This is a genomic window from Xenorhabdus doucetiae (assembly GCF_000968195.1).
Classification (GTDB): Bacteria; Pseudomonadota; Gammaproteobacteria; order Enterobacterales; family Enterobacteriaceae; genus Xenorhabdus; species Xenorhabdus doucetiae.
Map to the genome: position 1 here is coordinate 792441 of NZ_FO704550.1, position 12470 is coordinate 804910.

At 43.1% G+C, this 12470-nt stretch carries 9 protein-coding genes; 4 read left to right on the forward strand and 5 right to left on the reverse strand.

Going from position 1 to position 12470, the window contains the following annotated elements; all coding sequences use genetic code 11:
• Positions 1-129: 129 nt before the first annotated feature.
• On the reverse strand, positions 130-576 hold the full coding sequence (locus XDD1_RS03815; RefSeq protein ID WP_167541621.1) for a VapA/VapB family virulence-associated protein: 447 nt from the start codon (positions 574-576) through the stop codon (positions 130-132).
• A 470-nt stretch (positions 577-1046) separates the two neighbouring features.
• Between XDD1_RS03815 and XDD1_RS03820 the strand changes: the two genes are divergently transcribed.
• The gene (locus XDD1_RS03820; protein ID WP_045968842.1) at positions 1047-2669 is read left to right on the forward strand and encodes an ABC transporter substrate-binding protein; all 1623 of its coding nucleotides are present in this window, start codon (positions 1047-1049) and stop codon (positions 2667-2669) included.
• A 39-nt stretch (positions 2670-2708) separates the two neighbouring features.
• On the opposite strand, the gene XDD1_RS03825 is transcribed toward XDD1_RS03820, so the two are convergent.
• The 4 genes from XDD1_RS03825 to sbcD all read right to left on the reverse strand — a co-directional run bounded on the left by XDD1_RS03825 (position 2709) and on the right by sbcD (position 8356).
• A complete protein-coding gene (locus XDD1_RS03825) occupies positions 2709-3113 on the reverse strand; it encodes a type II toxin-antitoxin system HicB family antitoxin (protein ID WP_045968844.1) in 405 nt (134 codons plus the stop codon).
• Between the two features lie 52 nt (positions 3114-3165).
• The gene (locus XDD1_RS03830) at positions 3166-3348 is read right to left on the reverse strand and encodes a type II toxin-antitoxin system HicA family toxin (protein ID WP_045968846.1); all 183 of its coding nucleotides are present in this window, start codon (positions 3346-3348) and stop codon (positions 3166-3168) included.
• A 92-nt stretch (positions 3349-3440) separates the two neighbouring features.
• A complete protein-coding gene (locus XDD1_RS03835; RefSeq protein ID WP_045968848.1) occupies positions 3441-7121 on the reverse strand; it encodes an SbcC/MukB-like Walker B domain-containing protein in 3681 nt (1226 codons plus the stop codon).
• A gap of 17 nt (positions 7122-7138) precedes the next feature.
• Positions 7139-8356: an exonuclease subunit SbcD gene (gene sbcD / locus XDD1_RS03840; protein WP_045968850.1), complete on the reverse strand. Its 1218-nt coding sequence runs from the start codon at positions 8354-8356 to the stop codon at positions 7139-7141.
• A gap of 281 nt (positions 8357-8637) precedes the next feature.
• Between sbcD and phoB the strand changes: the two genes are divergently transcribed.
• The 3 genes from phoB (at position 8638) to brnQ (ending at position 12417) form a co-directional block, all read left to right on the forward strand.
• Positions 8638-9327: a phosphate regulon transcriptional regulator PhoB gene (gene phoB, locus XDD1_RS03845; RefSeq protein ID WP_045968852.1), complete on the forward strand. Its 690-nt coding sequence runs from the start codon at positions 8638-8640 to the stop codon at positions 9325-9327.
• Between the two features lie 26 nt (positions 9328-9353).
• On the forward strand, positions 9354-10652 hold the full coding sequence (phoR, locus tag XDD1_RS03850; protein WP_045968854.1) for a phosphate regulon sensor histidine kinase PhoR: 1299 nt from the start codon (positions 9354-9356) through the stop codon (positions 10650-10652).
• A gap of 424 nt (positions 10653-11076) precedes the next feature.
• Complete coding sequence (gene brnQ / locus XDD1_RS03855; RefSeq protein WP_045968856.1) at positions 11077-12417, forward strand: branched-chain amino acid transport system II carrier protein; 1341 nt, start codon at positions 11077-11079, stop codon at positions 12415-12417.
• The last annotated feature ends 53 nt before the right edge of the window (positions 12418-12470 follow it).

Here is a 12470-nt window from a genome sequence, read left to right on the forward strand (position 1 = left end):
ATGCTCGTCGTAATTCAATAGGCATTCATTATTTCCCCGCAGTGCGGGGAAATAATAAGCCACTTTCGTTTTACGAATTGCAATGTGAAGTTTGTAGGGTATATAAAATAACAATGAGTTTTAAATTAATTAAGACCAACTACCACTACCTTTGGCTCCACCTATCGCCAAATCTCCTAATCCTTCAAAATATCCCATAGGCTTAAGAGATGAATTTAAAAAGACTATCGATATTCCTGCCGAGATATTACCTATAACAAAATTATTACCTTTTGTAATAAGTGCATCAAAATCACTTGTCAGTAATCCGCCAGAATATGTGTTATCACCGAATGTCCATGACTCTATTCCCCAGGCACTTCCCTTAAATGTTTTCCCAACATTAAGAGATACTGTCAGTGTTGTGTAAAAAACAGAACTATTTATAGATGCAGTGCCTGCATAAGAATCTACACTTAAGTTTAATAGTTTTTCTTTAATATTATCAATGACATCATTATCAACTTTTCCATCCATGATTTTGGCAAAGTTTTTAATGGTTGCTAACCTATTTTCTGTAGAGAATAAATTTTTCATAAAATGTATCCTGTGTGTTTTCTCACTAATGGAATGAATAGAGATAAGAATAATGATTTCTTTACTCTTCATACTTCAAGATGCATTTATTATCTTTCCGCGGCGCCGGAAGAGAAGATTATAAGCTGATTTTTTCTTGTGAGCTGCAACTTGAAGTTTATAAAAAATAGATTTAAATCTATTGATTATCAGTGTTTATAATTTATGGTTTAAATTTTATTCGTACTAAAAGTATAGTATAAATAAAGATGCTTTCAACATGAAAGCAAAATTTTCTTTGACTTTTAATTTAATTTTTTGATTTTATTAGAATATATGTTTTTTGCCTGTATATTTCAAATGAATTGATTTTTTGTAACTCATGTCTTACGAAATTCTTTCTGAAAGAATAAAATGGATCTGTTTCCATCAGGAATACAAAGAATTTTCTCAATAATAAAACCACATCACAGCAATAGAGGGAAATAACTATGTTAAATAAAATTAGCTATAAAGAAATGAGAATATTAATCTATTCTATAAGTATGGTATTAGGCAGTATCACGCCGTCTTATGCCGCCGTTATTCCACTTGGCACACAATTGGCGGAAAAACAAGAAATTGTCCGCAATAATGGTGCAGAGCCTGCTTCACTGGATGTCGATAAAGTTGAAGGTAATATTGCAATAAATATTATCCATGATTTTTTTGATACATTAGTGGACACGAATAAACAAGGTCAGATTATACCTAAACTGGCCGCGAGCTGGGAAACGAAGGACAATAAAACGTGGATTTTCCATTTAAGGAAAGGGATCAAATGGTCTGATGGAACTCCCATTACCGCTCATGATGTGGTGTTTAGCTGGCGGCGTTTGACAGATCCAAAAACGCTTTCTCCTTATGGTAGCTATTTTGTTGATGCTTCTGTGATGAATGCTAAAGAAATTTTAGCCGGTAAGAAAAAAGTGGAGGAGCTTGGTGTTAAAGCCTTGGATGATTCAACGTTAGAGGTAAGACTAGAGAAACCCGTTGGATATTTTTTACAGATGCTGGCGTTCACGATTTCTTCTCCGGTTAGCGAAAAAGTCGTTAAAAAATATGGGGATAAATGGACTCAACCTGAATTTTTTGTTTCTAGTGGCGCATTTAAGTTAGCTGAATGGAAAGTGAATGAAAAAATTGTTGGAGTAAGAAATCCTTATTATTGGGACAATAAAAATACCGTTATTAATAAAGTGACTTATCTTCCTCTTTCGTCAGAGACCTCAGATTTGAACCGCTATCTGGCCGGGGAGATAGATATTACATTTACGATCCCATTGGAATCTTTTGCATCATTAAAGAAAAATATGAGTTCACAAATTCATATTTCACCGATACTGAGTACATATTACTACTCACTTAATAATAAAAATCCGCTGTTTAATGATATTAGAGTCAGGCAAGCATTAAATCTTGCCTTGGATAGAAATATTATTGCTAATAAAGTCGTCGCCCAAGGGCAAATACCGGCCTATACAATTTTACCACCTGGAATTGGTGGTTTTAAATTCAAACAACCTGATTATGTCTCATGGACACAAAACCAACGTGACGAAAAAGCTAAACAGTTATTGAATGAAGCGGGTTTTAGTAAAAATCATCCCCTTAAATTTAATTTGATTTATAACTCAAATGGGTTGCATAAGAAAGTTGCGATTGCGGCGGCCTCTATGTGGAAAAAGCATCTTGGTGCTATTGCAAATATTCAAGCTGAAGAGTGGAAAGTGATGTTGGAGAATGAACATCAAGGGAAATTTGATGCCGTTAGAGCTGGATGGATTGGCGATTATAATAGCCCGATATCTTTCTTTAATATATTTACAACAAATCAGACAAATAATACTTCATTTTATTCTAACAAGGATTTTGATAATTGGACGCATAAAGCCGGAGAAACGAATAAGCAAGAGGATTTTCAAAAGGCTCTTGATATTCTGACAAACGATACTCCTATCATTCCTGTTTATTATTATGTCACTGCACAATTGGTTCAACCTTATATTGGTGGCTATTATGCCGATCTGCTGGGACAGACATCAACCAAAGATCTTTATGTCATTAAACATTAAACATTGAATTAAGAGCCTGCTTTAGCAGGCTCTCCATATTTATTGCAGTGCCTTACGGGCAGCTAAGGCTAAAAATCCACTGCGGCTGCCATATTCGGGATGCTGTTTTACTTTTGCATCAATACGGTTAATTAAACGCAATGGCAGAGTAATATTAATGCGCTCTGTTTTGTCTTCGAACTGACTCATATTTACAGGGATTAAAAGCCATTGCCCATTTTGGTATTCAGCGGCCTTTTCTGCAAGGTGCTCTTGCATGGATTTTGGAAATGGGAATTCCAGATTTTGCTCTTTCATTAACTCGAAGTGTGCATTGATAGCAGATTGTGCATCAGAATGTGCTTCTTCAAGTGTGTTACCAGCAAAGATGCATCCTGCAACGTCAGGGAACCAACCACTGGCGCTACCATCTTGATCTATTTCGACAAATGCTGGATATAACATAATTTTATTCCATCTTTATTTATGTGCTTTTTTAGGTAATTCGTTAACAAGATTATTTGATCTTTGCATCTTTTAAGATTTTGTTGAGAGTTCCTCGTTTTATATCTCTACGTGGATGCGGAACAGTTATCACGACAGAGAATTCAAGATGAGTGAATTGATGATGGCTCCCTTTAATTCGCTTAAGTTTCCAGCCATTTTTTTCTAATAACCTCATCAAATCTGAACTGTTCAAGCAGCCTCCTTTCCGCTTTGAATATCATATACACACGATACACATCATTCAAGTTGTTTATTAATACAACATGTTGATACTTACGCCTGTGTTTAAACCCGAAATTCTGCTGCTAATTGACTGCATCCCAAGCCATTCTTTTTTTCCACTTTGATCTGCACGGGGATGCGTTCTTTCAAGGCGTCTACGTGGCTGATGACGCCAATGGTTTTTCCTGATGCATTAAGCTGATCCAGTGCATCCAAGGCGATATCAAGGGTTTCGGCATCAAGTGTGCCAAAGCCTTCATCAAGGAACAGGGACTCTATTTGTGTCTTGTTACTCACGAGATCAGACAAGGCGAGCGCAAGAGCGAGGCTGACCAGAAAACTTTCTCCGCCGGAAAGGGTTTTGGTATCCCTGATCGCATCCGCTTGCCAGATATCAACGACTTGTAATTCCAGCCCGCCGTCATCTTTGCGTTGCAAGTAATAGCGCCCATGTAATTTTTCCAATCGGATATTTGCCAGATGCACGAGGTGATCCAAGGTCAGACCTTGGGCAAAACGGCGGAATTTAGCGCCATCGGCAGAGCCAATAAGATTGTTGAGGTAACTCCAGTCATCATATTTTTGTTGTAACAGTGCGATCTGTGCCAATAACCCTTGTTGTTGCTGACGGCGAGTGGCATCGCTGTTTAACAGGGTTCTGACTTCACCTTGTTGCTGGTTGTTGTGTTTCAACTTAGCGGTAACGTCGGTTAATAGGGCGGATAACTGTTGAGGTTCATATTGATTAAGCAACTGCGGCTGCGTTTCTGTATGTCGCTGTAAGGCGACTTCTGATTCATGGTGCCGTGTTTGGGCTTGCCATTGTTGTTGTTCAAGTTTTTCTTGTAACTGTTGTAATTTTTCCCGTTGTTCCGGTTCCAGCAAAGCGCGTTCAAAAGAGAATTGATCAGGAAAGCCTTGCTGTTCTAAGCCTGCTTGGAAGTGTCTGGCGGCAAGTTTGTAGTTTGCTTCGGCGGCGGTATGGCTTTTTTCTATTTCATTGGCAGCGCCGGTTAATTGGCTCAATTGGTTTTGCATTTTTTGCAGATGGAAAGCGGCCTGTTTGTAGGCGATTTCCAGTTCATGGGCTTTTTGCTGCAAAACCTGACGAACGGCAATGGTGGATTGTTCACCAAATAAACGATGACGCTCCTGGCGTGTTTGTGCCAATAACTGTTTTTGCTGCTGTTGTTGTTCATGCAAAGTATGAAGTTGGGCGGTGAGCTTATTTTTTTGCTTGTCCAACTCACTCAGTTTGCTTTGCAGGGCGGCTTGTTCTGTTAGCAGTTTCTGCCATTTTTCACGAGAATCATGGTAGTTTTTTAATTCTTGCTCACGTTGTTGCAGCCAGTTTTCTATTTCCTGATGGGCGGGAAGGGTGAAAGGTGTTGGCTGTAATTCCGTGTTTAACTGTTGTGCTGTCGCCGCGTAAGCGGCTGCGAGTTGTTGAGCTTCTGCCGTCTTTTCTGTTCGTTGTTTTTCGGCTGAATCCTGTTTGAACTTTTCCAGTTCAATACGCTTTTCACATGCCTGATATTGCTCTCGGTTGGCAGCCAATGCTTTTTCGGCTGCCTGATGGTCTTTTTCTGCCTGTAACAGGGCTTCCTGTTGCATTTGATGTTGGTGATAAGCCGATTGTCGCTGGCTGATAAAATGATTAACCGCCTCTGCATCTATGGGTAATTCTGTCACCTGCAACTGCTGGCAATGGTGTTGCCACTGTTTCACCCATTCCGCTAATTTAGCATTGCATTGGGCAATGTTTTGCTGCAATTGTTCGCCGTGCTGCTGTTGATGTTGCTGTTTTTGCTGTAGGGTTGTGCGATTTTCTTGAAGTTGATCAAGCTGTTGGCGCAGGATTTTCAAGCGCTCTTCTGAATGCGGCAGGGCAATATTCAGGTATTCGCTGATTAAAGGATGATGCGTTGAACCGCAAAGCGGGCAAGATTCACCTTGTTTTAATTGTGCTCGTTCTTTTTCCAGACTGACTATCCGTTGTTCCAGGCGAATTCGGTGGCTGAGATCGTCATAATGTTGTTGCTTGTCTGCCCACTGTTGATTGAGGATGGCGATCTGATCAGGCAAGGCTTTGACCAATGCTTGGGATTGTGTCAATTGGCTTTGATCGGCCGAGATCGTCGTTTGTAACTGCTGGATCTGTGGAAGTAAGATCGCCAGTTGGTTTTGTGATGCCAGTTGTTTCTGATAATTCTCTAAATTTTTCTGTAACTGTTCCGGCGGGTGTTTGTGCTGCAATGTTGTGAGTTGGTTTTCCGCTGCGGCAAGGTTATTGCTCAGTAGTTGGCTCTGTGCTTGTTGGTTAGCCAATTCTGCATGCAGTGTATGTAGATAGTCCGTTGTACGGGTCAGCTCCGAGGTAATTTGTTGGGTACTTTGGGTGAGCTGGTCTATTTTCTCTTGCCGCTCTTGCTGGCGAGTGAATAGCTGTTTCCATTCAGGTAGTTTGCTGTCCAGATTGCGGTAATAAGGATGCTGCTCATCGTAAGATGCCAACGCCTTTTGTTCATTATTTAAAGCCGTTATTTGATTCTGTGTGGCTTGGTATTGGGATGAAATCTCTGTGAGATCGCGGTCTTGCCCGGCAATCTCTTTTTCGAGTTTCATCATTTCTTTGGATTGAACATCAATTTTATGATCGAGCGGTATAATTTGCTCTGAGATGAGCTTTTCTTGCTGATATTGATACTGTTGGTGCTCTTCCCGTATTTTTTCCTGTTGTGCCAATTGCTGTTCGGCAGGTTGCAGCATTGCCAGTTGTTGTTGGTGTTCATGCTCTATTTTTGTGCGTTGTTCCGTGAGCCACTGTTTTTCATGGTGTGCCCGGTTTTGTGCATCCCATAATGGACGGATTTTCTCTGCCGGTTCGCTGGCGGCAAGTTGTTGTAATTGAGGTTGGGCTTCTTGAATGGCGTGCTCAGTCTGTTGTAAAAGTGAAGCATTGCTTGCCCGTGATTGCTGGAGCTCATCTCGCCGAAACAGCCACTGTTCGGCCGTTTGCAATGCCTTTATTTGTTGGCTGAGTTGGTTTTCTTCAGCCACAAGCTGTTGTTGTTGGTTTTGATATGCGTGTTGCTGTTCTGGCGTGAGTAATTCAATGGAAGAGGCTTTGGCCTGATGGATATTCAGTTCAGAGTGTGCCTCTTTATGGCGTTGGTAAATTTCCTGGGACAGAATGCCGTAAATTTCTGTGCCGGTTAGCTCTTCCAGTAGATCTGCCCGATCGGTATCCTTTGCATTTAAAAATGCAGCAAAATTCCCCTGTGACAACAGCATGGATTTGGTAAAACGGCTAAAATCCAGCCCGGTTATTTCGGCAATTTTTTCTTTTTTCTCAGGGATCTTATCCGCCAAGATTTTTCCCTCTTTTTTGAGGGCCAATTCTCCTTTTGGTGCTTGGAGCTTGCCATTTGCCTGATTGCGGGCGCGGCGCTGGCTCCAAAATGCCCGATAAGCGACGCCTTTGACTTCAAATTCTACTTCCGCAAGGCATTCGGCGGTATGGCGGGTCATTAATTCATTTTGAGAAGCAGAAATGGTGTTGAGCCTTGGTGTTTCATGATAAAGGGCGAGGCAAATGGCATCCAGTAAGGAGGTTTTTCCTGCCCCTGTTGGGCCGGTAATGGCAAATAATCCATTGCTGGCAAAAGGTTCTGCCGTAAAGTCAATTTTCCATTCGCCTTGCAATGAATTGATATTTTTCAGCCGTAAGCTAAGAATTTTCATGGTGCGTTCTCTTTAGGTTATTGCTGAGAAATATCGTCCAGCGTTTGTTTAAACAGGGTGGTCAGGCGTTGTTTCTGAGCAATATCGCCTATTTCTGCCAGCGCCAAACGACGCTCGAAGACCTCATTGACACTTAATTCGGCAAGGGTTTCGTTATTTTGTTCAGACAGTGACAGTTGGCGGGCGCTTTTACTGCGGCGTAACAGGATGATCTCAACGGGCAATCCTTCACTTAAGGTCTGAACGCGTTTCTGGATATCGTGCAGATAATCTTGGGTTGCGACTTCAATGTCCAGCCAAACAGGGCGTTCTCCCTGATATTCCTTAAATGTTTGTAACTGCGCTTCGATTTGCTGCAAATTACCACGAATAAGCTGCATCGGCTGATAATGCGGGATTGTTAACAGTGTGATGCTATCGAGTTTGCCTGATTTAAAATCCACCAGGCAGACACTTTTCTCCTGTTCCACTTCATCAAAACTGAGTGGAATAGGGGAACCGCTGTAGCGGATATGCTCTGATTTACCGATAACTTGCGGGCGGTGGATATGCCCCAGTGCGATATAGTCAGCGGGAGGAAATGCCTGAGCAGGGAAGGCATCTAATGTGCCGATGTAAATATCGCGAACGGAATCTGTTGTGGAAGCCCCTACTGTGGTGAGGTGACCGGTGGCAATAATCGGTAATGGCTGACCAAGTTGTTCTCGTAATGTACAGGCTTGCTGATAGAGCCTGTGATAGTGTTCGCTGATGGCATCCTGTAATGCCTGCTGTTTTTGTACGCCGGATTGCCCCGGCTGGCTGGTTAAGATATCCCGTGGGCGCAGATAGGGAATGGCGCAGAGGATCGCCCCGGCATTGCCTTCTCTGTTATGCAGGATCTTTATCTGTTGTGCGATATCTTCGGTTTCAGCATTGGCAATCACCGTGGTATTCAGGTAAGAGAGGAGGGATTTTGCTTCGTTGAGTGTGGCAACGGAATCATGGTTTCCCCCAAGAATGACAAGTTGGCAGCCTGTGGGCTGTAGCGCCACAATGAATTTGTTATAAAGCTCACGCGCATAGCTGGGCGGGGAACCGGTATCAAAGATATCACCGGCAATAATCAAGGCATCCACTTGATGCTGGACGATTTTTTTAATCAGCCACTGCAAAAAGTGCTTATGCTCCGCGGCGCGGCTTTTCGTAAAGAAGTATTGGCCAAGATGCCAGTCAGATGTGTGAATGATTCGCATGAGTTCCCCGCCGTTGCCTGAGTGTTTTTCTTATCCGTTGTGACAGGCGCTAATTATAATGGCAGAGAGAGGGATGTCCTGTGCAATTCGACATTCTTTACTGAATTTTCGAGCTGCTTCGCATCCAAAATGAAATATAACAACGGTGCAAGATTTTCTCTGGGAGCCAGTTTGTCTTTTACTGATTGAGGAATATAAGGGTTCATAAAAGTGTCATAAAATTGACTCATAATATTTTACGGTGAAAATCGCTGACCTTAATGATATTAGCAGGATTAACCATGGTTAAACGTATTTTGGTCGTTGAAGATGAAGTACCGATTCGTGAAATGGTTTGTTTTGCACTGGAGCAAAACGGTTATCAGGCCATTGAAGTCGAAGATTACGATACGGCAATAAGGCGTCTGTCTGAACCTTATCCTGATTTGGTCTTATTGGATTGGATGCTTCCTGGGGGTTCGGGGATACAACTTATCCGGCAAATGAAGCGGGATAATAACACCAAGGCGATCCCCGTCATTATGGTCACGGCTCGGACAGAAGAAGAAGATCGGGTACGTGGTTTAGATGTCGGTGCTGATGATTATATAACGAAGCCTTTCTCGCCCAAGGAATTGATTGCCCGTGTCAAGGCGGTTCTGCGTCGCATTTCACCAATGGAAGCGGAAGACGTTATTGATATGGATGGATTGATTCTGGAACCTTCTTCCCACCGTGTTTCCAGTCATGGACAGGATTTGGAAATGGGGCCAACTGAATTCAAACTTCTCCACTTTTTTATGACTCATCCTGAGCGGGTTTATAGCCGTGAGCAATTACTTGACTATGTGTGGGGAACCAATGTTTATGTGGAAGATCGCACGGTTGATGTCCATATTCGACGCTTGCGCAAGGCGCTGGAGACAGGGGAGCACGATAAGATGGTACAGACTGTGCGTGGTACAGGATATCGCTTTTCTACCCGCTATTGACTGTGTATTGATGGGAGTAAAGTCGCGTGCTTGAGCGTTTATCTTGGAAAAAGTTGGCATGGGGTATTGTGCTTTTTTGCTTGCCCGCTCTCTTTTTGTCTCTCTTTATTGGTCACTTGGCATGGCTGCTGGTTATCGCGTTATTTCTGGCATTGGTATGGCATGGCTACAATTTGCTGAAATTATCTGATTGGTTGTGGCTGGATCGCAGGATGTTACCACCAGCCAGTCGTGGCGGCTGGGAACCTATCTTTTATGGCATTTACCAGATGCAGCAACGCAATCGCAAACGGCGTCGTGAACTCACATTATTGATCAAGCGTTTTCGTAGTGGTGCTGAGTCACTGCCGGATGCCGTTGTGATGATGACTCAGGAAGGCAATATTTTTTGGTGTAATCGTCTGGCACAACATTTACTTGGGTTTCGCTGGCCTGAGGATAATGGCCAGCATATCTTCAACCTGCTGCGCTATCCTGATTTTAGCCGTTATATCACCGCAAATGATTTTTCCCGCCCTCTGTCCATCGAGTTGAATAATGGCAATATGATGGAATTCCGCATTATGCCTTATTTTGAGACACAATTATTGATGGTTGTGCGCGATGTGACTCAAAAACGACAGTTGGAAAATGCCCGGCGAGATTTTTTTGCCAATGTGAGCCATGAACTGAAAACCCCCCTGACTGTACTGCAAGGTTATCTGGAAATGATGGAAGATCAGATGGTTGGTAATAAGGTGCATCAGAAAGTCATCGGCACGATGCAGGAACAAATACAAAGAATGGATGGTTTGGTTCAGCAATTGCTGCACCTTTCCAAAATTGAGGGGGGGTCACAAGTGGACATGAGTGAAATTGTGAATGTTCCCAATCTATTAAAAATATTGCAGCGGGAAGCGTTGGCCTTGGGAAGTGAACAGTATGATATTGTGTTTGATGTTGATGAAAAGCTAAAGGTTTTTGGTAATGAAGAACAACTGCGCAGTGCAATGTCCAACCTGGTCTATAACGCTGTTAGGCATACGCCTCCGGGAACACGGATTGAGGTGAGTTGGCGAAATGTTTCCCAGGGTGCACAGTTCAAAGTGAAAGACAGTGGCGGTGGGATTGGTGTAGAACATTTACCTCGCCTGACAGAACGTTTTTATCGCGTCGATCGGGCCCGTTCGCGTCAGACGGGCGGCAATGGGTTAGGGTTGGCGATAGTGAAACACGCACTGCATCACTACAATACTCATCTCGATATTTCGAGCACTGTAGGGAAGGGATCTGTTTTTAGCTTTCTATTGGCATCCCGGCTTATTGTCCCTGCTAAAATTCCCTGACAAAAATAGTTTTGTGAAAAAATAATAAGTTCAATGGAATTAAATGGTAACAATATGGACAAAAAATACGGACAAAAAATGAGTTATTAATCAGCAAGGACGAAAAACGTACAAATCATATAGTGTGTATTCAATGATAGATAACAATAATCACTGATTTTAAAAAGTAGTTTGGTATATTGTTCTGGTTTTGGGTTTGTCGCTTGCCTTTTGACGCTATAAAAGTTTTACTTGGGGGCAGTTATTGGCGATTATAGCTGTAATTACCACTATCATTCTGTATCTTACGATTATCAGTGAATATTAGGTCGATCACTGACCATGAAATCAGAATCCAGTCTCGCCAGTGAAAATTCTAGTGCTTGCGATAGTGACTATCTGTCGCAGAGGCATTTCTTTTGGTAATAACACATTAACAATCATTATGGCATACCGTTTATCATCTAAGGATATTTGGGCATTAGGCTTTATGACCTTTGCCTTGTTTGTTGGTGCGGGAAATATTATTTTTCCGCCTATGGTTGGCTTGCAGGCCGGAGAGCATGTTTGGATCTCAGCAGCCGGCTTTTTGCTAACCGCTGTTGGCTTGCCGGTTATCACTGTCATTGCTTTGGCCAAAGTGGGCGGGGGTATTGATACTCTCAGTGCACCGATTGGAAAAGTGGCGGGTTTGGTTCTGGCAACGATCTGCTATCTGGCGGTCGGCCCGCTGTTTGCGACGCCCAGAACGGCAACGGTTTCTTTTGAAGTGGGTATTGCACCCCTTGTCGGAACGGGTGAACTTCCGCTATTCATCTATAGCGTGCTCTATTTTGCACTCGTGATGCTAATTTCATTATATCCGGGCAAACTGCTGGATAGCGTCGGCCGTATATTGGCTCCGGTCAAAATTTTGGCACTGGCCATTTTGGGGATTGCGGCGGTACTGTGGCCGGCTGGCGGTCCCGTTCCTGCCATTGAAACTTATCGGGAAATTCCGTTCTCAAACGGTTTTGTTAATGGCTATCTGACCATGGATACCTTGGCCGCAATGGTATTCGGTATTGTGATTGTGAATGCCGCGCGTTCCAGAGGGGTTGAATCTTCCTCCCTGTTGACCCGTTATGCGATGTGGGCTGGCTTGATTGCGGGTCTTGGCTTGACACTGGTGTACCTCTCTTTGTTCAAGCTAGGGGAAGGCAGCGGCACATTAGTGCCTACCGCAGAAAATGGTGCTGTGATTTTGCACGCCTATGTCCAAAATATTTTTGGTAACTACGGCAGCTTCTTCCTGGCGGTACTGATTTTCGTGGCTTGTATGGTGACGGCTGTCGGTTTGACTTGCGCTTGCGCTGAGTTTTTCAGCCGTTATTTGCCGTTGTCCTACCGTACTCTGGTATTGCTGTTAGGCACATTCTCTATGCTGGTTTCTAATGTGGGCTTAAGTCACTTGATTAAGTTTTCAATTCCAGTCTTGACCGCAATTTATCCACCTTGTATCGCGCTGATATTATTGAGCTTTACCATCCGCTGGTGGCATAACTCCACACGCATTCTGGCTCCGGCCATGTCTGTCAGCTTGCTGTTTGGGATTTTGGATGGCGTCAAGGCATCTGAGTACCTGTCTCATTTACTGCCTGAGTGGGCGCAGCATTTGCCATTGGCGGATCAAGGTCTGGCGTGGTTATTGCCTACTTTGCTGGCTGTCGTTGTATGCGCTATTTATGACCGTGTTGCGGGAAGCGTCAAGCTCCCAAAGTATGAAATGCAGCATGAAGAAAAGTAGCACTCTGTCTCTTGTAAGTATTAGTAAACCAGTATCAGTAAATATGATGCTTA

Coding starts and splice junctions, on each gene's coding strand:
- XDD1_RS03835 (WP_045968848.1), bottom strand. CDS start 7,121: ATGAAAATTCTTAGCTTACGGCTGAAAAATATCAATTCATTGCAAGGC.
- XDD1_RS03820 (WP_045968842.1), top strand. CDS start 1,047: ATGTTAAATAAAATTAGCTATAAAGAAATGAGAATATTAATCTATTCT.
- phoB (WP_045968852.1), top strand. CDS start 8,638: ATGGTTAAACGTATTTTGGTCGTTGAAGATGAAGTACCGATTCGTGAA.
- brnQ (WP_045968856.1), top strand. CDS start 11,077: ATGGCATACCGTTTATCATCTAAGGATATTTGGGCATTAGGCTTTATG.
- XDD1_RS03815 (WP_167541621.1), bottom strand. CDS start 576: ATGAAAAATTTATTCTCTACAGAAAATAGGTTAGCAACCATTAAAAAC.
- XDD1_RS03825 (WP_045968844.1), bottom strand. CDS start 3,113: ATGTTATATCCAGCATTTGTCGAAATAGATCAAGATGGTAGCGCCAGT.
- sbcD (WP_045968850.1), bottom strand. CDS start 8,356: ATGCGAATCATTCACACATCTGACTGGCATCTTGGCCAATACTTCTTT.